This window comes from Pseudomonas sp. MF6747, assembly GCF_963890955.1.
GTDB lineage: Bacteria > Pseudomonadota > Gammaproteobacteria > Pseudomonadales > Pseudomonadaceae > Aquipseudomonas.
In genome coordinates this window covers 1-26,300 of sequence record NZ_CAWPSZ010000018.1, presented here as the reverse complement: position 1 = coordinate 26,300, position 26,300 = coordinate 1, and the positions used below count along the sequence as shown (strand labels likewise).

General features: G+C 65.6%; 3 protein-coding genes and 1 pseudogene. All 4 read right to left on the bottom strand.

All coding sequences use genetic code 11. The features are described from left to right. Window positions 1-133: 133 nt before the first annotated feature. Window positions 134-11,458, bottom strand: a pseudogene (locus AACW30_RS17660) (amino acid adenylation domain-containing protein). After that, the gene (locus tag AACW30_RS17655; protein WP_200625515.1) at window positions 11,455-24,360 is read right to left on the bottom strand and encodes a non-ribosomal peptide synthetase; all 12,906 of its coding nucleotides are present in this window, start codon (window positions 24,358-24,360) and stop codon (window positions 11,455-11,457) included. Before AACW30_RS17655 ends, AACW30_RS17660 begins: the two are co-directional and overlap by 4 nt. Before the next feature lie 214 nt (window positions 24,361-24,574). Beyond that, the gene (locus tag AACW30_RS17650; RefSeq protein WP_234452745.1) at window positions 24,575-25,177 is read right to left on the bottom strand and encodes a vWA domain-containing protein; all 603 of its coding nucleotides are present in this window, start codon (window positions 25,175-25,177) and stop codon (window positions 24,575-24,577) included. A gap of 53 nt (window positions 25,178-25,230) precedes the next feature. Further along, on the bottom strand, window positions 25,231-26,229 hold the full coding sequence (locus tag AACW30_RS17645; RefSeq protein WP_200625513.1) for an ATP-binding protein: 999 nt from the start codon (window positions 26,227-26,229) through the stop codon (window positions 25,231-25,233). Window positions 26,230-26,300 lie beyond the last annotated feature (71 nt).

The following is a 26,300-nucleotide window of genomic DNA, read 5'->3' as shown; positions in this document are numbered from 1 at the left end:
GGGTCTGAAGCGAAAACGGCCTGGCGTGGCCGCTGGATTACCTGTGGTTGCTGAGTGTCTGGCGCCCTACGCCGGGCTGATACGCCGCTGTCGCAGGCAAGCCAGCTCCCACTTTCAGATCGGTGTATGCCGCTCACGACACCACCTCCCCAATCACCACACCCTCAAGCCACCACCGCGCCAACCCCTGAACATTCGGCGTTTTAAGCAACGTAAAGTGGTTCCCCGGCCCATACCAAACTTCCAGCCCGCTGCCCTGCCGTCGCCACCCCTCAATCATCAGGCTCTGTTCGCGCTGATTGCCCGCCGCATCCAGCGAAGGGTCCTCAGCCAACACCAACCGTACCACCCCGTTGTAACGCTGATGCGGCTGATACACCGTGCGCAACGCCGCGGCATAAGTGCGCGCCGGTCCGTCCATGGCATCCACCGCAGAGCGCCCCGGCAACAGTCCAACGCCCACCATTGCCGCATGCAGCCATTGCCGCTGCGCCACTTCATCACGCCCGGCAAAGTCCACACGGTCGATACCCAACGACTTGCCGGCGGCCAGCTGCATCGCCTCGATCAATCGCAACATCGCCGCCGTGGTGGTGTAAGGGCGCCCGGCGCCGCCCGGCGCTTCGCTGTCAATCACCGTCAACGACGCCACCTCACGGCCCATTGCCTGCAACCGCAGCGCCATCTCCAACGCGATCCAGCCACCAAACGAGTGCCCCACCAAGTGCACCGGCCCTTGCGGACACTCCTGTGCAAGCGCCGCCAGATAACACTGCGCCGCCGCTTCGACCTGGCTATGCGGCACCGCCTGGCCATCGAGCCCGCGCGGCTGCAAGCCGAACAGCGGCCAGTCACGCCCCAGCGCTTCGCTCAACCCCACATACCCGGTGACGCTATCGCCCGCACCCGGCACGCAGAACACCGGCGCATACCCTGCCCGCCCACTCTGAATGCGCAGCAGCGGTTGATGCGCCCCCTGCGCCACCGGCGAACACACGGCCAACGCCTCGCTCATCGCCCGCCCCAGCGCCTGAATATGCGGCGCCTGCATCATGCTCTGGTGATCGCCTGGCACCTCCACCCGGCGCAACTGCCCAGGCGCCAACGCATCCTCCCACCCCAGCGAAACACTGCGCCGCGACAACTCGGTGGGCCGCTCTTGCGCGCTGAACAAATGCACCGCGACCGGCAACGGGAACAGGCTGTAATGCGCCAGCGCATGCCCATGCCCGACCTCCCGTTCGATAAAACTCAAGAGGTCCGCGTCCGCAGCCGCTGCCATTTGCGCGTATAGCAAACCTTGATCGCGACAGCGTTGCAGCAGACCCGCAAAGTCCAGCTGTCCAATGCCCGCCTCCAAGTATTCAAGGCTCGCCAGCTCATCCACACCTCCCTGTGCTTTCCAATACGCCGTGCACTGCAGCAACAAATGCCGTTTGAGCGCATCCGGCCCGCTCCAGCGCGCCTTGCCCTGATCGGTCATGCGCGGCACATAGCTGTCGATCAAGCCGAGGAAGGCCACCGCCTCATCCAGCCCGAGTAATTGCATCGCCACTTCATAGGCCAGCACGCCGCCAAACGACCAGCCCGCGAGCCGATAGGGCCCGTGGGGCTGGATGCCCCGAATCAACCCGACCAGGCGCGCGGCCAGGCCTTCCATGGTGTTCAGATGCGCTTCGCCAAGCGCCGCGCCCGGCAGGCCATAAATGGGATAGTCGCCGGGCAGGTGTTGGCCCAGCGCCGGGAAGTACACGTCCATGCCACTGAACTCATGCAGCAGAAACAGCGGCGGCTGCGAACCGCTGCTGCGCACGGTAATCACCGACGTCTCGCGCGCCGGCGCCTGCGTGCGCTGTTGCAGCATCGCCGCGACGCCAGCCACGCTGGCATGCTGGAACAGCTCGGCCAGGGACACCTGCAACCCGGCCTCTTCCATCAGGTTGACTAGCCGGATTGCCAGCAACGAATGCCCGCCCAGCTCGAAGAAGCTGTCATGTCGCCCAACCTGCTCCAGCTTCAAGACTTCGGCCCACAGGTTGGCCAGTTGCTGTTCCAGCGCATCGCCAGGCGCTTCGAAATCACGGCGATTCAACGCGTCCAGCGCCGGAACCGGCAAGGCTTTGCGGTCGATCTTGCCATTGGCCGTCAGTGGCAAATGCGCCAGCGGTACATAGGCCGATGGCAGCATGTAGTCCGGCAGCTGGCCTTGCAGGTGCGCCCGCACGCTGTCGAGGTCAACAGGTGCATCAGCCCAGGTGAAGTAAGCCGCCAGGCGCTTGTCACCCGGCACGTCCTCACGCGCCAGCACCACCACGTCCTGAATACCTGCAAAGGTCGCCAGGCGCGCTTCGATCTCACCCAGCTCAATGCGAAAACCACGGATTTTCACCTGGTCGTCATTGCGTCCGATGCATTCCAGCAAACCCTCCTGGGTCCAGCGACCAAGGTCACCGGTGCGGTACATCAAGGCACCGGCGTTGAAGGGGTCGTCGACAAACTTTTCAGCGGTCAACTCAGGGCGGTTCAAATACCCCCTGGCCACGCCATCGCCGCCGATGCAGATCTCACCGGTCACCCCCACCGGCACCGGCTGCAACCAGGCATCCAGCACGTGAATATGCGTGTTGGAAATCGGCCGGCCGACGGGCACGCTGTCGGCGTCATCGGCAATCGCCTGCACTTCATGGGTGGTGGCATAGGTGGTGGTTTCCGTCGGCCCGTAGCAATGCACCAAACGCAGCCCTGGCGCCTGCGCCAACAGGCTGCGGAACGCCGCCGGGTCGGCGCGCTCGCCGCCGCAGAGCAACATGCGCAAGCCGGCCAGCGCTCGCGGAATCAGCTGCACGTACTGGTTGAACAGCGCCGTGGTGACGAACAGCACAGTCGCGCCGTGCAGCGCACTGCCGAACGCGGCCGGGTCGAGCAAAGTCGCGCGGTCGATCACCTGCACCTGCCCGCCGTTGAGCAACGCGCCCCACACGTCCATGGTGCTGGCGTCGAACGCCGGGTTGGAGGCGAAGGCAATGCGGTCCGCCGCATTGAAGTCGGCGTAGCCGTTGTTGAGCACCAGCCGCGTGATACCGCGATGCGGCACCAACACGCCCTTGGGCGTACCCGTGGAGCCGGAGGTGTACATGATGTACGCCACACTGTCCGAGGCTTGTGACAGGTCCGGGTTGTGGCTCGGTTGCGGGTCAAGAGTCAGGGTGTCCAGGTCCAGACGCCGGGCGGCGTAATCGATGGACGCGTCGCTGCGGGTCAGCAGCCAGCTCGCGCCGCTGTCCTGCAGCATAAAGCCCTGGCGCTCGGCCGGCGCGTGGATATCCAGCGGCACATAGGCTGCCGCGCATTTGAGAACCGCCAGTTGGCTGACCAGCAGATCGAGCGAGCGCGGCAGCAGGATCGCCACGTTATCGGCGGGACGCACGCCCAGGCTCAGCAGGTGATGGGCCAGGCGATTGGCGCGGGTGTTCAATTGGCCGTAGCTCACTGCCTGCTCGCCATGCAACGCCGCCACCGCGTCAGGCCGCGCCTGCGCCTGGGCTTCGAACAGGCGCTGTACCGTGTGCTCGCGGGGGAATGCACGCGCGGTGGCGTTGAACACCGCCAGCTGTTGGCGTTCGGCGCTGGGCAGTATCGGCAGGCGGCTGATGGCGATTTCAAGGTTGTGCTCCAGCGCATGCGCCACGTGTTCGAGTGCCTGGTGCAGGTAGCCACACAAACGTCGGGCACCCCGCCCCATGGCATGCACGCTGAACCCGTCGCCGAGGTCATCGACACTCACTGACAGCCCGTAAGTGGTGTGTTCCTCGGCCTTGAGCAACTCGATGCCCTGCCAGGCCTGCGCCACGCCGCCGGTTTGCGCCGCGCTGTGGCGGTAGTTGAACAGCACGCTGAACAGCGGCGTCGCCACCGGCACTGCGCTGCAACGCTGGGCCAGCGCCAGCGGCGCGTGCTCATGGCCGAGCAGTTGGGTCAGGCGAGCATGAGTCGCACGCAACGCCGTACGCACCGAGTGCTCACCCAGATCGACCCGCAGCGGCAAGGTGTTGATAAACACGCCCATGGCGCGCTCGGCGCCTTCGCCGCCCTGCAGACGGCCGAGCATCACGGTACCGAACACCACACGCTCGCGCCCGCTGACCTTGCCCAGCACATGGGCCCAGGCCAGGTGCATCAGGCTGGCGGCGCTCACGCCCGCTTGACGGGCCTGGGTGCGCAGGCGCTGGCTCAACTGAGGGTCGATGGTCAGATGCGCCTTTTCATCGACACCCAGGTTTTCGACCTCGGTGGGCTCGTCGATCTCAGCGAGCATGTCGCGGAAAAACGCCTCGTGATCGTTAACCGCCAAACGGGTCTGGGCCACGTAATTGCGGTACGGCACTGCAGCGCCCAACGCCGCGTCGCGACCCAACAGAAACGCCTGCATTTCGTGCTGCAGGATGTCCAGCGCGATGTGGTCCATCACCAGGTGATGAAACAGCAAGGTCGCCACCACGCGCTGCGGTTCCTGCACGTAAACCAGGCGCATCAGCGGCGCTTGAGCCAGGTCGAGACGCGACGGCAACGGCCCTGTTTCGACGCTTAACGAGGCTTCGCGCCAAACCACCTGCACCGGTTCATGAAGGCCATCCCAATGGAATGAGGAACGCAGCACATCATGCCGCTGGATCACCGCCTGCAACGCCTGGGCAAAAGCCTGCAAGCGCACCCGGCTGTCGAACGCAAACTGCGCCTGCTGCAGGTACGCATCGCCTTCGAGTACGGCGCGGTGGTGATAGAGAATGCCGGCCTGCAACGGCGCCAGCGGGTAGATGTCCTGCACATTGGCCGCCCCGCCGGGGATGCGGGCGACAATGCGCTCGATGGCCGGCTGATCCAGCTGGATCAGGGGCAGCATGTCCGGCGTAATGTGCGTGCAGCCGGGTGCGATGCCATTGGCCGGCACCGCCACTTCACGCCCGCTGCCCAGCGCCGCCGCCAAGGCCGACAAGGTCGGCTGGCCAAACAGCACCTTCACATCCGCCGACAACCCGAGGCGGCGCATGCGCCCCATCAGGCTTACGGCCAGCAACGAGTGCCCGCCCAACTCGAAGAAGTTGTCGTGACGGCCCACACGCTCCACGTTGAGCAGCTCGGCCCACAGGCTGGCCAGGGCAATTTCGGTATCACCCTGGGGCGCCTCGTACTCGCGCACCACCACCGACTCCAGGCCTGGCTCCGGCAAGGCTTTGCGGTCGAGCTTGCCGTTGGGGCTCAGTGGCAAGGCGTCGAGATGGACGAAAATCGCCGGCACCATAAACTCCGGCAAATGGTGCAGCAGATGGCTGCGCAGCACGTCGATTTCGCAGTGCGCACCGGTGTAGTAAGCCACCAGGCGTTGCTCGCGGGCGATGACGGCCGCTTCATTGATCGACGGATACTCGGTCAGGCGGGCCTGGATCTCGCCCAGCTCGATGCGTAAACCGCGGATCTTCACTTGGTCATCATTGCGGCCCAAATATTCGATATTACCGTCCGGCAAGTAGCGCCCGACGTCACCGGTGCGGTACATGCGTCCGCGGGTAAAGGGATCATTCAGGAAGCGCTCGGCCGTCAGCTCAGGCCGATTCAGATAACCACGCGCCACTTGCACGCCACCGATGAACAACTCGCCGACCACCCCCAACGGCACCGGCTGCAACTGGCTGTCGAGCAGGTACATGCGCGTGTTGGCAATGGGTTTGCCGATTGGCGTGTTGTCCGGCGTCACTGCGCCCGCGCAATTCCACGCCGTGACATCCACCGCCGCTTCGGTCGGGCCATACAGGTTATGCAATTCACTGCCCGGCAACTGCTGCTTGAAGCGCCGCACCAGGCTGCCCGGCAGAGCTTCGCCGCTGCACATCACACGCACCAGCCCCGCCGCCTGGCGCACATCGCCATGGGCCAGGAACACATCCAGCATCGACGGCACAAAGTGCAGCGTGGTGATCTGCTCAGCCTCGATCACATCGCACAGGTACTCAGGCTCTTTATGCCCGCCAGGGTGCGCCATCACCAACCGTGCGCCCGTCAACAGCGGCCAGAAGAATTCCCACACCGACACGTCGAAGCTGAACGGGGTTTTCTGCAGCACCGAGTCCTGCGCCTTGAGGCCATATTCGTCCTGCATCCACAGCAGGCGGTTGACCACCCCGGCGTGTTCGTTGATCACGCCCTTGGGCTGGCCGGTTGAACCGGAGGTGTAGATCACATACGCCGTCACGCCCACTGCCTTCGGGTTATCCAGCGGCTGGTGCTGCCAGCAAGGGTGGTCCAGATCGACCACCGGCACCGCACCCAGCAACTCACGCGTAGAGCCTTGAGCCAACACCACTGCCGGCGCGCTGTCCTGCAGCATGTAGGCAATACGCTCCAGCGGGTAGGCCGGGTCCAATGGCACATACGCGGCGCCCGCCTTGAGGATGGCGTACAGGCCCACGACCATTTCCAGGCTGCGCTCCACGCAAATGGCCACGCGCGAATCCGGCTGCACACCCAGCGCCAGCAAGTGATGGGCCAACTGATTGGCCTGCCCATTCAACTCGGCATAAGTCAGCTGCCGTTCGCCGGCCTTGACTGCAATCGCGTCCGGGGTGCGCTTGACCTGCGCCTCGAACATCCCGTGCAGGGTCTGGTCGAGGTTGTAATTGACCTCGGTGGCGTTGAAATCAAACAGCAGGTGCTGACGCTCACGCTCATCGACCAGCGACGCATGCTCAAGCACCGCCTGGTCGTTTTCGACCATCGCCTGCAACACGCGGGTGAAGTAGCCGACGTAACGCTGCACGGTCGACTCATCAAACAGCGCCACCGCATATTCCAGCGCGCCAAGAATGCTGCCCTGCACTTCGCCAAGGTTCAGCGACAGGTCGAATTTGGCAAAGTGGCTGTTTTCGACGATGCCTTCCAGAGCCAGGTCGCCCAATGCGAGGGTCGGTGCGCTGCTGTCCTGCCAGGTCAACAGGGTTTGGAACAACGGGCTGTGGGCCAGGCTGCGCGGCGGCCGGGTGATTTCCACCACCTGTTCGAACGGCAGGTCCTGATGGGCCTGGGCTTCCAGCGTCAATGCCTTGACCCGCGCCAGCAGCGCCTCGGTGCTCAACTCGCCCGAGGTGTCGATGCGCACTGCCAGCGTGTTGACGAACAGGCCGATCAGCCCTTCAACCTCGCTGCGCGTGCGGTTGGCCACCGGCGAACCGATCACCAGATCGTGTTGCCCGGACAGCCGCGCCAGCAGCGAGGCCCAGGCACTCATCAAGGTCATGTACAGCGTGGTGCCGTGGCGTTGGCTCAAGGCCTTGAGCCCGGCGGTGAGGCGTTCATCCAGGCGCACTTCGACGCTGCTGCCGGCGTAATCCTGCTGCGCCGGGCGCGGGCGGTCGGTGGGCAACGTCAGCAAGGCTGGCGCGCCTGCCAGCGCCTGCTGCCAATAGCTGCTCTGGCGCTGCAGCACGTCGCCGCTCAGCCACAGGCGTTGCCACACGGCGAAGTCAGCGTACTGGATCGCCAGCGGGGGCAACGGGTCGGGCAGGCCGTGACTGAAGGCTTGGTACAGCGCCATCAGCTCGCGGGTCAGCACGCCCATCGACCAACCGTCGGAGACGATGTGGTGCAAAGTCAGCAACAGCACATGGTGATCGTCGGCCATCACCACCAGCCGCCCGCGCAGCAGCGGGCCGCGCTCCAGGTCGAATGGCGCCGAGGCTTCGCCGTGAATCAAGGCATCCAGCGCCTGCTGGGGTTGCGGGTGGCGGCGCAGGTCCTGCACTTGCAGCGGCAGCACGTCTTCGGCCGGCACAATCAGCACCTGGGCGTCGTCGCCGTGTTGAGCAAAGCGGCTGCGCAGGGTTTCGTGGCGCGCCACAATCCGCGCCAGCGCCCGTTGCAGCGCCTCGACATGCAACTGCCCACGCAGGCGCAGGCCGATGGGGATGTTATAGGCGGTGTTGGCGCCTTCCATCAGTGCCAGAAACCACAGGCGCTGCTGGGCGAACGACAGTGGCACGGGTTCATCGCGGCTGGCCGGGAGAATATCCGGCAACGTGCTGCGCCCCGATTGGGCCAGGACTTCGGCGACCGCCGCCAGCTCGGCATTGGCAAACAGGTCGCCAAGGATCAGCTCGACACCCAGACGCTGGCGCACCTGGGAAACCATGCGCATTGCCAGCAACGAATGCCCGCCCAATTCAAAGAAATGGTCGCGACGCCCGACGCGCGCCACGTGCAGTACATCGGCCCAGATCTGCGCCAGCACGCTTTCGATCTCGCCCTAGGGCGCCTCGTACTCGCGGGTAAACACCGCAGCCATGTCCGGCGCGGGCAAGGCCTTGCGGTCGAGTTTGCCGTTGGCGGTGAGCGGCAATGCCTCGAGCTTCACGTAGGCAACCGGGACCATGTAGTCCGGCAGCTGCGCCACCAGATGGGCGCGGATATTGCCAACCGCCAACGGCGCGAACGACGGGTTTTCAGTGAAATACGCCACCAGCCGGTCCTCACGGACCAGCACCACCGCTTCCTGAATACCCGGCAATTGGTTGAGCTGGGTTTCGATCTCGCCCAGTTCAATGCGCACGCCACGGATCTTCACCTGGTCGTCGTTACGCCCCAGGTACTCGAGATTGCCGTCCGGCAGCCAGCGCGCCAGGTCGCCGGTGCGGTACATGCGCCCAGCGTTGAACGGGTCTTGCACGAAGCGCTCGGCCGTCAGCTCAGGGCGGTTCAGGTAACCGCGCGCTACGCCTTTGCCGCCCACGTACAGCTCGCCGGCAACCCCCAGCGGCACCGGCCGTTGCTGCTCATCCAGCAAGTACACCGTGGCATTCGCAACAGGCTTGCCGATATGCAGCGGCCGGCCCGTCTCCACCTTGCCGGACGTGGCGACCACCGTGGCCTCGGTAGGCCCGTAGTTATTGATCAACTCAAAACGCTGGGTCCGCGCGAACTGGCGCAGGCGATCACCGCCGATCAGCAAGGTGCGCAAGGTCGGGTGTTCGATCTGTTGGCTGAAGGCGTACTCGGCCACCGGCGTGGGCAAAAAGCACACGTCCAACGGCTGCGCGCACCACCACGCGAGCAAGGCGTCGATGTCTTCGGTGCCGTCATGGGCCGGCGGCAGGTGCAGGGTCGCGCCGACACACAGCGCCGGCCACACTTCCCAGGCCATCGCATCAAAGCCGAAACCGGCGACACTGGCGGTGTGGCGCCCGGCACATAGGTCAAAGGCGCGGCAATGCCAGTCCACCAGGTTGGCCACGGTGTGGTGTTCGACCATCACGCCTTTGGGCAGGCCAGTGGAACCGGAGGTGTAGATCACATAGGCGAGGTTGGAGGGCGTGACATCGACCGTGGGGTTGCTCGCCGAATGATGCTGCCAGGTAAAGCGGTCCAGGTTGATCACCGGCACTGGCAGCGCGGGCAGTCGGTCCAGCAGCCCCTGCTGCGTCAGCACCGCCACCGGCGCGCTGTCGGTGAGCAAATAATTGAGGCGCTCGGCCGGGTGGGACGGGTCCACCGGCACATAGCAGGCGCCGGCCTTGAGGATCGCCAGCAACCCGGCCAGGGTATCCAGGCCACGGCGGGCGACGATCGCCACGCGGTCGTCGGGCTTGACCCCCAGCGCCAGCAGGTGATGGGCCAACAGGTTGGCTTGCTGGTTCAGCTCGGCGTAGGTCAGTTGGCGGCCTTGCTGCACGGCGGCGATGGCCTCGGGCGTGCAGGCCGCCTGAGCTTCGATACGCCCGTGCAACGTGGTGCCTTGAGGGAAGTCGGCGTGGGTCGCGTTGAACTGCTCCAGCACTTGTTGTTGTTCGGCGGCGGGCACGACCGAGACTTGATTGAGCGGTGTCTGTGGCGCCTGCTCCAGCGCAGTCACGAGGTTTTCCAGCGCGGTTTGCAGGTAGGCGCAGACGCGCTGCGGGTCCACCTGGGTGCTGGCGAGCAAGCTCAAGGCAAAGCCTTCGCCGAGGTCATCCACGCTCAGGGTCAGCGGGTAGTTGGTGCGTTCTTCGGCGCTGAGCGCCGCGATACCTTGCCAGGCCGACACGGCAGCGGCGCTGGCGGCCGGGGCACTGTGGCGGTAATTGAGCAACGCGCTGAACAGCGGCGTCGGCGCGACCACGCCGCTGCAGCGCTGGGCCAGGGCCAACGCGGCGTGTTCGTGGCGCAGCAAGGTGGTCAGCCGCGCGTGGGTGGCCTTGACCCCGGCGCGCACGTCCTCGGCGCCCACGTCCACGCGAAACGGCAGCGTGTTGATGAAAATGCCCAGTGCCCGATCGGTGTCATGGCTGCCCTGCATGCGGCCCATCAATACGGTGCCAAACACCACGTGCTCTTTACCGGCCAGTACACCCAGCACCTGTGCCCAGCCCATATGGAACAGGCTGGCGGCGCTCACCCCCAGTTGCCGGGCCTGCGCACGCAGGCGCTGGCCCAGCTGTGCTGCCAGCGGCAGGCTGACTTCGGCAATCCCGCGGGCATCGCCTTGCACGTCTTGCAGGCCAAATGGCAAGGTCGGCTCGCTGATGTCGCCGAGCATCTGGCGGAAGAAGCTTTCGTGCTCCTGCTCGCTGATCCCCAACCGCGCCTGCGCCACATAGTTGCGAAACGGCACCGCCTGGCCCAGCGCTGCGCCCTGCCCCAGCAGGCACGCCTGCATTTCATGGCACACCACTTCCAGGGCGCTGTGGTCGAGGGCCATGTGGTGAAACAGCAAGGTGGCGACGATGCGCTGATTGGCCGGATCTTCGGCACGCACCAGGCGCAGCAGCGGCGCCTTAGTCACGTCGAGGCGATAGTGGCGGGCATCGAACAACGCGTGCAACTGCGCGGCGATATCGCCGTCAGCCGGGTCCAGCGCCAACACCTGCACCGGCAGTTGCGCCTGGCGCCAGACCACTTGCGACGGTTCCTGCAACCCGTCCCAGACCACGCCGGTGCGCAGGATGTCGTGGCGGTTCATCACGCTTTGCAGGGCGTGGGCGAAGGCCTCAAAACGCGCCAGGCTGTCGAACGCAAACTGCGACTGCATCACGTACGGGTCGCCCTGCTCGGCGCTGACATGATGGAACAGAATGCCTTCCTGCAACGGCGCCAGCGGGTAGATATCCTGGATATTCGCCACGCCGCCATCAACTGTGGCGACGATGCGGTCGATCTCGTCCTGGCTCAGGGTCGACAGGGTCAGCATGGCCGGCGTGATGCGCTCGGCGCCCGCCGGGATGCCATTGGCCGGCACCGTCACTTCACCGGCCTTGGTCGGCGAATACTCACCGGCCTTGATCAACTCGATCAACGCCGGCTTGTACTCGCGCAACGCGGCAAGAATCGCCGGGTCGCTCAGCGCCTGTTTATTGCCCTGCACCGACAACTGTTCGCCCTTGAGCGCCAGTTGCACATCCTTGGTTTTCAGCGTCGCCAACAGCTCAGAAATGCTCACAGGACGATCTCCATTCGTTCGGTTATGGCGGCGTAGCCGGCCAGCGTCGGCTGTTCGAACAACGCCCGCACATCGGCTTCCAGGCCTTCCTGGCGCAGGCGTCCGATCAAGCTCACGGCCAGCAGCGAGTGCCCGCCCAGTTCAAAGAAGTTGTCATGGCGCCCGACCCGCTCGACGTTGAGCAACTCGGCCCACAGCCTGGCCAGGAGGATCTCGGTATCACCCTCTGGCGCCGCGTACTCGCGCACGATCAGCGCGTCCATGCCCGGCGCAGGCAAGGCCTTGCGGTCGAGCTTGCCGTTGGGGCTCAGCGGCAGCGCGTCAAGGTGCATGAACAGCGCGGGCACCATGAAGTCCGGCAGGTGCTGCAGCAGGTGCGCGCGCAGTTGCTCGATGTCGGTGGGTACGCCGGTGTAGTAAGCGACCAGCCGGTCTTCGCGGGCCACCACCGCAGCCTCGTTGACCTGCGCATGTTCGAGCAGTCGCGCCTGGATTTCCCCCAGCTCGATGCGCAGGCCGCGGATTTTCACCTGGTCATCGTTGCGGCCCAGGTACTCGATATTGCCGTCGGGCAAGTAGCGGCCAACGTCGCCGGTGCGGTACAGGCGCCCATGGGTGAAGGGGTCCTTGAGGAAGCGTTCGGCAGTCAGCTCGGGGCGATTCAAGTAGCCACGCGCCACTTGCACGCCGCCGATAAACAGCTCGCCGACCACGCCCAACGGCACCGGCTGCAATTGCGGATCCAGCAGGTACATGCGCGTGTTGGCAATCGGTTTGCCGATCGGCGTGTTGTCCGGCACCTCGGGACGCGCGCAGTTCCAGGCGGTCACGTCCACGGCCGCTTCGGTGGGGCCGTACAGGTTGTACAGGCCGATGCCCGGCAGTTGCTGCTTGAAGCGCCGCACCAGGCTGCCCGGCAAGGCTTCGCCGCTGCACATTACCCGCACCAGGCCGGCCGCCTGGCTGACATCGCCGTGGGCCAGGAACACATCAAGCATCGAGGGCACAAAATGCAGCGTGGTGATCTGTTCGGCCTCGATCACTTCGCACAGGTACTCAGGCTCTTTATGGCCACCCGGGCGCGCCATGACCAGGCGTGCGCCGGTGAACAGCGGCCAGAAGAACTCCCACACCGACACGTCGAAGCTGAACGGGGTTTTCTGCAGCACGCTATCACTGGCCTTGAGACCGTATGCGTCCTGCATCCACAGCAGGCGGTTGACCACCCCGGCGTGCTCGTTGATCACGCCTTTTGGCTGGCCGGTGGAGCCGGACGTGTAGATCACATAGGCCTGGTGCCGGGCGGTAAGGCCCGGCACGTGGGGGTTGCCAGCGGGTTGGTGCTGCCAGGCGGCGTGGTCCAGGTTGATCACCGGCACCTCACCCAGCAACACGCGGGTGGTGTCTTGCGCGAGCACCACCACCGGCGCGCTGTCTTGCAGCATGTAGGCCAGGCGCTCGCGAGGATAGGCCGGGTCCAACGGCACATAGCCGCCGCCGGCCTTGAGGATCGCAAACAGGCCGATGACCATGTCCAGGCCGCGCTCCACGCAGATGCCTACGCGCGAATCCGGCTGCACGCCCCTTTCAAGCAAGTGATGGGCCAGGCGGTTGGCGCGCTCGTTGAGCGCGCTGTAGGTCAGTTGCTGATCGCCGGACTTGACCGCCACGGCCTGCGGCGTGCGCTCGACCTGGGCTTCGAACAGGCCGTGCAGGGTTTGGTCGAGGTTGTAGTTGACGTCGGTGGCGTTGAATTCCACCAGCAGTTTTTGCCGTTCCTCACTGCCCACAATCGGCAGACGATTGAGCGGTTGATGCGGCGCCTGCTCGAGGGCTTCAACCAGCCCTGACAAAGCGGTCTGCATGTAAGCGCACACGCGTTGCGCGTCGATTTGCGCCAGCGCGGTGACGTCATAACCATCGCCCAGGTCATCCACGTTCAGGGTCAGCGGGTAGTTGGTGCGCCCGTCGTTGACCAGCGTCTGCATGCCTTCCCAGGCCTGCTGCGCCTCGGCCGACCGCGTGGCGGCGCCGCGATGGCGGTAGTTGAGCATTGAGCTGAACAACGGCGCCGGGGCTGCTACGCCGCTGCAGCGCTGGGCCAGCGCCAGCGACGCGTGTTCGTGCCCCAGCAGCGCGGTAAGCCGTGCATGGGTGGCCCGCACCGCAGCGCGCGCACCTTGTGCGTCGATGTCCAGGCGCAGCGGCAAGGTATTGATGAACACCCCCAGCGCGCGGTCGGCGCCCTCGCCGCCTTGCATGCGACCCACCAGCACCGTGCCGAACACCACGCTGTGGCGACCCGAGGTGGCCGCCAGTACCTGGCCCCACGCCAGGTGGAACAGGCTCGCCGTGCTTACCCCCAGCAAGCGCGCCTGGGCGCGCAGCCGGCGGTTGAGGTCAGTGTCCAGGCGCAAGCGGTGTTCTTGGATCGCGTTGCCATCGCCGCGCACATCCTGCAAGCCGAACGGCAAGGTCGGTTCATCGACGTCACCGAGCATCTGGCGAAAGAACGCTTCATGTTCCTGTTCGCTTACGCCCAGACGCGCCTGGGCCACGTAGTTGCGGTACGGCATCGGCGCCGCTGTTGGCGCGGCGTGGCCAAGCAAGTGGCCCTGCATTTCGCGCAGCACCACGTCGAATGCGGTGTGGTCGAGGGCGATGTGGTGATAGAGCAACACCACCACCACACGCTGGTTGGCCGGGTCCTGGGCGTACTTGAGGCTGATCAACGGCGCCTGGCTGAGCGTCAGGCGATAACGTCGCGCATCGAAACGCTGATGCAGGCCGGCCAGTACATCACCTTGCAGGTGCAGCTCTTCACGCGGCAGTTCAGCCTTGCGCCACACCACTTGCAGCGGTTGCGCCAGGCCTTCCCAGACCACGCCGGTGCGCAGGATGTCATGGCGGTCGATGACCTGTTGCAGCGCCTGGGCGAAGGCGTTCAGGCGCTCAATGCTGTCGAACGCCAGGTGCGATTGCAGCAGGTACGGGTCGCCCTGCTCGGCGGTGATGTGGTGGTAGAGAATGCCCTCCTGCAACGGCGCCAGCGGGTAGATATCCTGCACATTGGCAGCGCCGCCGGGAACGCGGCTGACGACGTCGTCGAGGGTTGAGGGGTCGAGTTCCACCAACGGCAACATGTCCGGGGTGATGCGCTGGCAGCCGGCGGTGATGCGGTTGGCCGGCACCTGCACTTCGCGGCCACTGCCCACGGCGGTGGCCAACGCCGCAAGGGTGGGCTGGCTGAACAGCACCCGCACGTCAGCACTGAGGCCGACCTGGCGCATGCGTTCGATCAGGCTGACCGCCAACAACGAATGGCCGCCCAATTCGAAGAAGTGGTCATGCCGGCCGACTTGCTCCACCTGCAACACCTCGGCCCAGATCCGCGCCAGGGTGGTTTCCACCGCGCCTTCCGGCGCTGCGTAATCGCGGCTCGGCAACGCGGCTTGGTCGGGTTGCGGCAAGGCCTTGCGGTCCAGCTTGCCGTTGGCGGTCAGGGGCAGCGTGTCGAGCCTGACGTAGGCTGCTGGCACCAGCGCGTCGGGCAGCTGTTGCTGCAGTTGCGCACGCACGGTTTCAATCGCCAGCGGCCAATGTTCGGTGAACCAGGCCACCAGACGCCCCTCGCGCACCAGCACCACGGCTTCGCGGATACCGTCCAGCGCGGCCAGGCGGCTTTCGATTTCGCCGAGTTCGACGCGCACACCGCGCACTTTGACCTGGTCGTCGTTACGGCCCAGGTACTCGATATTGCCGTCGGGCAGCCAGCGCACCAGATCACCGGTGCGGTACATGCGCCCAGGGTTGAACGGGTCCTGCAGGAAGCGTTCGGCGCTCATCTGCGGGCGGTTCAAATACCCCCGCGCCACGCCACGGCCGCCCACATACAGCTCACCGGCGACACCCACCGGCACCGGGCGCAACTGCGCGTCGAGCACGTACACGCTGGCATTGGCGATGGGCCGGCCGATATGCAACGCCTGCCCGGCGCGCACGCGGCCGGAGGTGGCGACCACCGTGGCCTCGGTAGGCCCGTAATTGTTGATGACCGCAAAGCGCCGCTCCTGGGTGAATTGACGCAGGCGATCACCGCCGATCAACAGGATGCGCAAGGTCGGGTGGTGCAGGTTCTGACTGAAGGCGTACTCGGCCACTGGCGTGGGCAGGAAGCTGACGTCCAGTGGCTGCGCCAGCCACCAGGCGAGCAATTCGTCGATGTTTTCATTGCCGACCTTCGCAGGCGGCACGTGCAAGGTCGCGCCTGCACAGAGTGCCGGCCAGACCTCCCAGGCCATCGCGTCAAAGCCAAACCCGGCGACGCTGCTGGTGTGGCTGCGCGCGTCCAGGCCGAAGGCCTCGCAATGCCAATGCACCAGGTTTTCCACGGTGCGGTGTTCGACCATCACGCCTTTGGGCTGGCCGGTGGAGCCGGAGGTGTAGATCACGTAAGCCAGGTGCGCCGGGGTCAGGCCGGCCAGCTGCGGGTTGCTGACGGCGTGGTGCCGCAAGCACTCGTCGAACAGGTCGACAGTGGCCTGCGTGCCCAGCAGGTCACGGGTGCTTGCCTCGGCCAAGACCGCTACCGGCGTGCTGTCCTGCAACAGGTAGGCGATACGTTCGGCGGGGTAAGCCGGGTCGATAGGGACGTAGCCGGCGCCGGCCTTGAGAATGCCCAGCAGCCCGACCAGCATCTGCGGGCCACGGCGACAGCAGATCGCGACGCGGTCGTCCGGCTGCACGCCGAGTGTCAACAGGTGGTGGGCCACCTGGTTGGCGCGTTGATTGAGCTGCTGATAGGTCAGGACTTCGCCGTCCTGCTGCACGGCAATCGCGTGAGGCTGACGTTCGACCTGGGCTTCGAAGGCGCCGTGCACGGTGTGCCCGGTCGGGAAGTCTGCGGCCGTTGCGTTGAATTCGCGCAGCAGGGTTTCGTACTCTGCCGGCGCCAGCACTGGCAATTGATTAAGCGGGGTGCTCACCGAGCGTTCCAACGCCGCCACCAACTGCTCCACGGCGCCGTGCATGTAGCCACACAAGCGCTGGGCGCCGATCTGCGGCAGTGCCAGCACGCTCAGGCCAAAGCCTGTGCCGAAGTCATCGACGCTGAGGGTCAGCGGGTAATTGCTGCGTTCCTCACCGCCCAGCAGTTGCACGCCTTCCCAGATGCCATGGCCATCGCGGGCCATTTCGCCGGGGGTGCTGTGACGGTAATTGAGCAAGGCGCTGAACAACGGCACGGCCGTCGGTACGCCGCTGCAACGCTGGGCGAGGGCCAACGACGCATGCTCGTGCCCCAGCAGCGCGCTCAAGCGGGCATGAGTCGCCTTGACGGCCGCCGCAGCAGCGCACGCCACATCGACGCGCAACGGTAAGGTGTTGATGAACATGCCCAACGCACGGTCAGCGCCCTCACCCGCCTGCATACGCCCCATCAGCACCGTGCCGAATACCACCTCCTCACGCCCGGACACCAGCCCCAGCACTTGCGCCCACGCCAGGTGCATCAGGCTGGCCGCACTCACCCCCAGCACCCGCGCCTGTTCACGCACCCGCATTGCCAACGCGGCGTCCAGCGGCTGTTCGGCTTCTTCGATAGCGCGGCCGTCGCCCTGCACGTCCTGCACGCCAAAGGGCAAGGTCGGCTCATCGACATCGGCGAGCATGTCGCAAAAGAACTGCTCGTGTTCCGCCACGCTGACACCAAGGCGCGCCTGGGCCACGTAGTTGCGAAACGGTGCAGCGTCAGGCAGTGCCTCGGCCTGGTTGAACAGGAACGCACGCATCTCCTGGCCGACCACTTCCATGGCGGTATGGTCGAGCGCCAGGTGATGGAACAACAGGATTGCCGCGACCCGATTATTCGCCGGGTCCTGGGCATAGACCATGCGCAGCAGCGGCGCCTGGGTGATGTCCAGGCGATAGTGGCGGGCATCGAAACGTTCGTGCAGTTGCTCGATGACGCCGCCCTCAGCCGGGTCCAGAACAACCTCTTGCACCACCAGCCGGGCCTCGCGCCAGACCACTTGCACCGGGCTGTCCAGACCTTCCCAGACCACGCCGGTGCGCAGGATATCGTGACGGGCCGCCACCTGTTGCAGCGCGCCCATGAAGGCGTGCAAACGCTCAAGGCTGTCAAACGCCATGCGCGACTGCAGCAGGTACGGGTCGCCCTGCTCGGCGCTGATATGGTGATAAAGAATACCTTCCTGCAGCGGCGCGAGCGGGTAGATATCCTGCACATTGGCCGCGCCACCCGGCACCGTGGCGACGATGCGCTCGATCGCTGCCTGGTCGAGTTGCACCAGGGTCAGCATCGACGGCGTTATCTGGGCGCAGCCGGCTGGAATGCCATTGGCCGGCACCTCGACCTCACGCCCGCTGCCGACTGCCGCTGCCAGCGCCGCCAGGCTTGGCTGGCTGAACAGCACACGCACATCCGCGCTCAGGCCCACCTGACGCATGCGCTCAATCAGGCTCACCGCCAGCAAGGAATGCCCGCCCAACTCGAAGAAATGGTCATGCCGGCCGACACGCTCAAGCTTGAGCACGTCCTGCCAGATCTGCGCCAGCAAGGTTTCCACCTCGCCCTCCGGCGCCTCGTAACCGCGGCTGAGCAGCGCGCTCTGATCGGGCACGGGCAGGCCCTTGCGGTCGAGCTTGCCGTTGGCGGTCAGTGGCAACAGTGCCAGCCACACGTAGGCCGACGGCACCATGTAGTCCGGCAACCGGCCTTGCAGATGAGCGCGCAGTGCCTGGATGTCCAAGGGCGCCTGGGCGGTGTAATACGCCACCAGGCGCTTGTCGCCCGGCTCGTCTTCGCGGGCCAGCACCACTGCGTCTTTTACGCCGGGAAACGCGGCCAGGCAGGTTTCGATTTCGCCCGGCTCGATACGAAAACCGCGGATCTTGACTTGCAGGTCGTTACGCCCCTGGTACAGCAAGGTAGCGTCGGCCTGCCAGCTGGCCAGGTCGCCGGTGCGGTACAGCAGGCCTTCGCCGAAGGGGTTGGGGATGAATTTTTCTGCCGTCAATTGCGGCTGGTTCAAATACCCGTTGGCCACACCGGCGCCGCCGATATACAGCTCGCCAACCACACCCAGCGGCAGCGGTTGCTGGCGCGCGTCGAGCACGTAGGCCTGGGCATTCGCGATGGGGCGACCAATCGGGATACTGCCCGCACCCGGCGCGGTGATTTCAAAGGTGGTGGAGAACGTGGTGGCCTCGGTTGGGCCATAGCCATTGAGCAGGTGCTGGGGTTTGCCGTGCTGGAGCACACGGCCGATCACCTGCGGGTCGAGCACATCGCCGCCGACGATCAGGTAGCGCAGTTGGCGGAACACCGGCAGCAACGCATCGGCGTATTGATGGAACAGGCCTGCGGTCATCCACAACACGCTGACGGCTTGCTCCTGCAACAGCGAGGCAAACGCCGCCTGGGACAGCAGCACCGCATGCTCGACCACCACCACACAACCGCCGTTGAGCAACGGCGCCCACACGTCGAGGGTGCTGGCATCGAAGGCCGGGTTAGAGGCGAATGCCACGCGGTCGCGCTCATTGAAATCGGCATAGCCGTTGTTCAGCACCAGGCGCGAGATCGCGCGGTGCGGCACTTGCACGCCTTTGGGGGCACCGGTGGAGCCGGAGGTGTACATGATGTACGCCACGCTTTGCGCCGACTGGGCCAGGTCGGGGTTGCGCGGCGACTGCGCGTCCAGGTTCAGGTCGGCCAGGGTATTGAGCACGCGGTGCGCACCGCTGTCCTGCACCATGAAAGCCTGGCGCTCGACCGGCGCATTGACGTCCAGCGGCACATACACCGCCGCGCACTTGAGGATCGCCAGTTGGCACACGAGTAAATCCAGCGAGCGCGGCAGTGCGATCGCCACGCTTTCGCCCGGCTGCACGCCCTGGCTGATCAGGTGGTGGGCCAAGCGGTTGGCACGGCGATTGAGGTCGCGATAACTCAACGACAGCGCGCCCTGCACCGCCGCCACAGCGTCGGGACGGGCCAGCGCCTGAGCTTCGAACAGTTGGTGCACCGTGAGCTGCGACGGGTAGTCACGCGCGGTGGCGTTGAACGCCACCAACAGTTGGTGGCGTTCGGCAGCCGGCAGGATCGACACGGCCTGCAAGGGTGTGGTCGGGGCTTGTTGCAGCGCGGTCACCAGATGGCTCAACGCGGTGAGCATGTAGGCGCCCACGCGCTGTACATCCAGGCTGTTCACGCCCTGCACGGTCAGGGAAAACCCGCTGCCCAGGTCATCGACGTTGAGCACCAGCGGATAGTTGCTGCGTTCTTGCGAACTGAGAATCTCGATCCCGGACGCGGCAAACGGGCTGTCTCCCGGGGCTTCGCCCGGCGCGCTGTGGCGGTAATTGAGCAGCGTGCTGAACAGCGGCAACGAACCCGGTACGCCGCTGCAACGCTGTGCCAGCGACAGCGAGGCATGCTCATGCCCAAGCAACTGCGCCAGGCGCGCGTGGGTGGCGCGCACGCCGGCTTGCACACTGACGGCGCCGAGGCTGACGCGCAGCGGCAAGGTATTGATGAACATCCCCAGCGCACGGTCGGCACCTTCGCCGCCCTGCATACGGCCCAGCAACACGGTACCGAACACCACGTCCTGCTGGCCGGAGACCTGGGCCAACACCTGGGCCCAGGCCAGGTGCACCAGGCTTGCGGTGCTCACGCCAAGTTGTCGCGCCTGTTCGCGCAGGCCGTGACTGAGCGCCGGCTCCAGTGGCACGTGCGCGTCGACGATGCCGCTGCCGTCGCCATTCACGTCCTGCAAACCGAACGCCAGCGTCGGCTCGTCGATATCGCCCAGCATGTCGCTGAAGAAGGCTTCGTGTTGCGCCTGCGTCACCCCCAAGCGCGCCTGGGCCACGTAGTTGCGGTACTGCACCGCGTCCGGCAGCTGCACGCTGGTGCCGGCGAGGCTGGCGCTCATTTCTTCGACCAGCACTTGCAAGGCGGTGTGGTCGAGCAGGATGTGGTGCAGCAGCAGAATGCCGACGTAACCGCCCTGCTGCTCGGCGTAGCCAAAGTGCATCAGTGAAGCGCGCGACAGGTCGAGGCGATAATGGCGTGGATCGAAGCGTTGTTGCAGTAGCGCCAGGGCATCAAGGCCGTGCGCGTCAATGCGCTCAACCGCCAAGGGCGCCTGACGCAGCACCACCTGCACCGGTTCATCCAGGCCTTCCCAGACAATCCCGGTGCGCAGGATGTCGTTGCGTTCAATCACGCTGTGCAGCGCCTGGATAAACGCATCCACCGCCGCCTGGTCGGCAAAGCGCAACTGCACCTGCAACACGTAGGGGTCGCCCTCGGTGGTTGCCAGGTGGTGGTAAAGAATGCCGGCCTGCAACGGCGCCAGACCGTAGATGTCCTGCACGTTGGCAATGCCGCCAGGCACGCTTTCGAGGATGTGATCGATAGCGGCCTGGTCCAGGGCCACCAGAGGCAGCATGTCCGGTGTGATGCGATCGCAGGGGTCGACGATCAGGTTGGCCGGCACCTGCACCTCCTGCTGCCCGCCCACCGCCGCGGCCAGTACAGCCAACGTGGGTTGGCCGAACAGCACGCGCACATCACAGCTCAAGTCCACTTGGCGCATGCGTTCGATCAGCTTGACCGCCAGCAGCGAGTGGCCGCCGAGTTCGAAGAAATTATCGTCGCGGCCGACCTTGTCGAGCTTCAACAACTGCTGCCAGATACTGGCGATGGCGGCTTCAACCGCACCTTGCGGGGCGGCATAGTCACGCCGCGCCAGCGCGTCGGCGTCCGGTGCGGGCAAGGCCTTGCGGTCGAGTTTGCCGTTGGTGGTCAGCGGGAATTGATCCAGCCGTACGAAGGCGCTGGGCACCATGTACTCGGCCAGGCTGAGCAGCAGGTGATCACGCAGCTCGGCAGCCCCAAGTTCACGTTCGGCGATCACGTAGGCCACCAGGCGTTTGTCGCCCGGTGCGTCTTCACGGGCAATCACCACCGCATCACGCACGCCGTCGGCGGTGACCAGGCGCGCCTGGATTTCACCCAGCTCGATACGGAAACCACGGATCTTCACCTGGTCGTCGTTGCGGCCCAGGTACTCGACACTGCCGTCGGGCAGCAGGCGGCCGAGGTCACCGGTCTTGTACATGCGCAGGCCGGTGGCCGGGTCGGCCAGGAAACGCTCGGCATTGAGCGCGTCACGGTTGAGGTAACCCCGCGCCACCCCGGCGCCGCCGACGTACAGCTCGCCAACCACACCAAACGGCAACGGCTCGCGACGCTCATCCAGCACGTACAGCTGCAGGTCGGGAATGCGCACGCCAATCGGGCTGACCCCGACCAACTGCGCGTCCGCGGCCTCCAGCGCGCGATAGGTCACGTGCACGGTGGTTTCGGTGATGCCGTACATGTTGACCAGTTGCGTACCGGCGTTGATGGCGCGGGCGTACCACGGCTTGAGCATGCCGGGCTCAAGGGCTTCGCCGCCGAAAATGACCTGACGCAAGGAGTGCGACTGGGCGCTTTGGGCCGCAATCAACTGGCGGAACGCGCTGGGCGTCTGGTTGAGAATGCTCACGCCCGCGTCGCAGATCAGCGCGTAGCACTCATCCGGCGAACGGCTGACCAGTTGCGGCACGATCAGCAATTGGCCGCCGTGCATCAGCGCGCCCCAGATTTCCCACACCGAGAAATCGAACGCGAAGGAATGGAACAGCGCCCATACATCATTGCGGTTGAAACCGAACCAGTGGTCAGTGGCGGTGAACAGCCGTGCGACCTGGCGATGTTCGATCATCACGCCTTTAGGCAGACCGGTAGAGCCTGAGGTGTAGATCACGTAGGCCAGGTTCGCCGGGCTGAGGGAGATGCGCGGGTTGACGATGGATTCGCCGCGCAGGCTGTTGAGGTCGATCTGCGCCAGCTCGCCCACCAAGTGGCGGGTGTTGGCTTGCACCAGCACGGCCAGCGGTTCGCTGTCAGCCAGGGTGTAGGCGATGCGCTCCAGCGGGTAGGCCGGGTCAATCGGCACATAACCGGCGCCGGCCTTGAGGATGCCCAACAGACCGATGATCATCTCGGGGCCACGTTCAACGCAGATCGCCACGCGGTCATCCGGGCGCACACCCTGCGCAAGCAAACGGTGGGCGACCTGGTTGGCGCGTTCATTGAGTTGGCGATAGGTCAGGCGCTGAGTGTCGAAGCGCACGGCGATGGCTTCGGGACGGGCGGCGGCATGGGTTTCGACTTGCTGATGGATCAGGGCGGTGTCGGCGTAGTGCGCGGGGCTTTGATTGAGGCGGTGCAGCAGGTGGTGGCGCTCGGTGTCAGGCAGGATGTTCAGGCCGCTCAGCGGCTGATCCGGTCGCTGCTCCAACGCATCGGCCAGGCTGTGCAGCGCGGTGTGCAGGTAAGCCGCAACACGTTGTGCGCCGATGACGGCATCGACCATCACCGTCAGTGCAAAGTCTTCGCCCAGGTCATCCACGTTGACGGTCAGCGGGTAGTTGGTGCGCTCCTGGGCGCCGAGCACCTGGATGCCTTCGGCCACGTCGATGACAGCGGCCATATCGGTAGCGGCGCTATGACGGTAATTGAGCATGGCGCTGAACAGCGGCGACGGCGCCGCCACACCACTGCAACGCTGAGCCAGGGCCAGGGACGCATGTTCGTGGTTGAGCAAAGCCGTCAGACGCGCATGGGTGGCCTTGACCCCGGCGCGCACGCCCTGCTCGCCCACATCCACGCGTAACGGCAAGGTATTGATGAACATGCCCAGGGCCCGCTCACCGCCTTCGCCGGCGCCCATACGGCCAAGCATTACCGTGCCGAACACCACCGCGTCACGACCGGACACCACGCCCAATACACGCGCCAATGCCAGGTGCATCATGCTCGCCATGCTCACGCCCAATGGTCGCGCCAGGCTGCGCAGACGCCGGCTGAGGGCGCTGTCCACGGGGATGCGTGCCTCGTCGATGCCCTGCCCATCACCTTGCACATCCTGCAAGCCGAAGGGCAAGGTCGGCTCATCGATATCGGCCAGCATTTCGCGGAAGAACGCCTCGTGCGCCTGCTCGCTGACGCCGTGGCGCACCTGGGCGATGTAGCCGCGAAACGCGACCGGCGCACCCGCCTGGGCTTGCTCGCCGGCCAGGTACAACTGGATTTCATGGCGCACCACATCAAGGGCGGTGTGGTCGAGGATGGTGTGGTGGAACAGCAGCATCGCCACCACCCGACTGTTGGCCGGGTCGTCGGCAAACACCAGGCGCAGCAGCGGCGCCTGGCCAAGGTCCATGCGGTAGGCGCGTGCGTCGTAGCGCGCGAGCAATTGGGCCAGGGCGTCGCCGCCCTTGAAGTACGCTTCTTCGCACACCAGGTTTGCCTTGCGCCACACCACTTGCAGCGGCTCGTCGAGGCGCTCCCACGCCATGGAGGTGCGCAGGATATCGTGACGGTCGATGACCCATTGCAACGCTTGCGCAAAGGCGTTCAGGCGTGCGCGGCTGTCGAACACAAACTGCGCGTGCAGCACGTAAGGGTCGCCCTGCTGCGCCGAAAGGTGATGGTAAAGCATGCCTTCCTGCAGCGGCGCCAGCGGGTAGATGTCCTGCACATTCGCCGCGCCGCCGGGGATGGCCGCGACGATACGGTCGATGGCCGGCTGGTCGAGGCTGACCAGCGGCAGCATGTCCGGGGTAATCCGGTAGGCCGGGCTCAGCCAGTCGCCGCCCTGCTCGGCCACCCACTCAAGCAAGCGCGGCTTGTGCGCGATCAGTTGATCCCACAGCGCATCATCCAGCGCTTCGTCGTCGCCCAGGATGATCAGGTCGCCTTCTTCCAGTTGCAGACGGATCGCGTGGGTGGAAATCGCTGCCAATAATTCGCTGAACTGCATGGGGGTAACCTGCCTGATAAGTCACGGTGAAGGAGAAAGTCCGTTTTCAGCTGCCGTTAGGATCGGGTGTGCTGGGCGCCTGATAAAAAGCAGGCGCAGCCGCAAGCCTGAAGAGGCTTCCGGCAGGCTTGGAAAATTAAGGGATTTGGCAGGCGGGGGGTGACATGGGAAGCGGGGACAAGCGGAAATCGGCCAGAGTTCAGTTTTATTGACGCTACAGACTGTCGATATGCCGATAGTCCAGGTTCAGCGCCAGCGCCAGCTGTGCTGCTCGCCCAAGTGTGATCGGGCCGCGCTCGATATCCACCAGCAGCCCCGGGCAATCGAGCGCTGGCAAACCGGCAATATCCTTGAGCCGGCCATCGGTGATCACCAGCAGACGCTGTCGCTCGGCGGGGTAACGCTGGCGTCGCGCCTGCAGCCAATGCCCCGCCTCGGACAGCGCCGCCAGCAACGGCGTGCCGCCACCCGCGCCGAGTTGCGCCAGCCATCCGGTCAAGCCTTTGGCGGCCTTCAAGCCCTGCACTTGCCAGGTGGGCGACGGCCCGCTGGCCGTGAGTAATGCCATGCGCGCGCGTTGGCGGTAGGCATCGTCGAACAGCTGCGCCAGCAGGCCTTTGGCGTCGCTCAACGCACCATGGCGCCGCGTGGAGGCCGAGGCATCGACGATCACCAGCCACAACTCGTGGGCCGCGCGGGTGCGCAGGTGGTAGCGCACATCCTCACGGTAGTGCGGCCGCCCGCCGAGCAAGGTGCCCGGCCAGTTGATCGTGCCGTGTTTTGCGCTGCGCGCCTTGCCGTGCCTGCCGTTGTCCAGTCGCCCCGCCTTGGGCCGGGCATCCGCCCCCGCGTCAGGACGAGGGCGAATGCCTAAGGCTTTTTTGGCCAGGCAGGGACTTCCCGGCGTGCGCCCGTGGGCAAGGCTGGCGCGGGCATGTCGCCCCACTGGCCCTGGCCGGGTGAAGAGTCGGAAGGTTTGGGAGCCTGGCCTTGATTGGGCGGGCTCGCCGGTGGGGATTGCTCTTGCCGCCGATGGCGCAAGGCAAACTCGGCCACGGCTTCGATGTCTTGCTCGGCGATGGCGCTCGCGCCACGCCAGGCGGCATGGGCGCGTGCGCCGCGCAACCACACCAGGTCCGCGCGCAGGCCGTCGACACCGGCGGCGAAACAGCGCTCGGTGATCTGCGCCAGGGATTGGTCATCCAGCTCAATGCTGGCGAGCCGCGCCCGCGCCTGCGTGCAGCGCTCACGCAAGGCGCCTTGCTGCTCGGCCCATTGGGCGCAGAACGCGGCGGGATCGCTGTCGAAATCCAGGCGCCGACGAATGATTTGCCCACGCTCGGCGGGCAGGGTTTGCCCGCTCAACGCCACGTTGAAGCCGAAGCGGTCGAGCAGTTGCGGGCGCAACTCGCCCTCCTCCGGGTTCATGGTGCCGATCAGCACGAAGCGCGCCGAATGCCGATGCGAGATGCCATCGCGCTCGATCAGGTTGGTGCCGCTGGCGGCGACGTCCAGCAGCAGGTCCACCAGGTGATCGGCGAGCAAATTGACTTCATCGACGTACAGCACACCGCCGTCGGCCTTGGCCAGTACGCCAGGGGAAAACTGCGCGCGGCCTTCGCCCAATGCGGCGTCCAGGTCCAGCGTGCCGACCAGGCGTTCTTCGGTGGCGCCCAACGGCAGAGTGACGAACTGGCCGCTGGCGAGCAGGTCCGCCAGACCACGCGCCAGCGTCGACTTGGCCATGCCGCGCGGGCCTTCGATCAGCACGCCGCCGATTTTCGGGTCGATGGCGGTCAGGCACAGCGCCAGTTTCAGTTCATCGGCGCCGACCACGGCGGACAGCGGGAAATGTGGAATGTCGGTCATGCAAGTTCTCGTTAAATTCTGCGGCACAGGCAATCCCCTGAGGTGGCCGGGCTTATCGTGGCTAGCGCTCG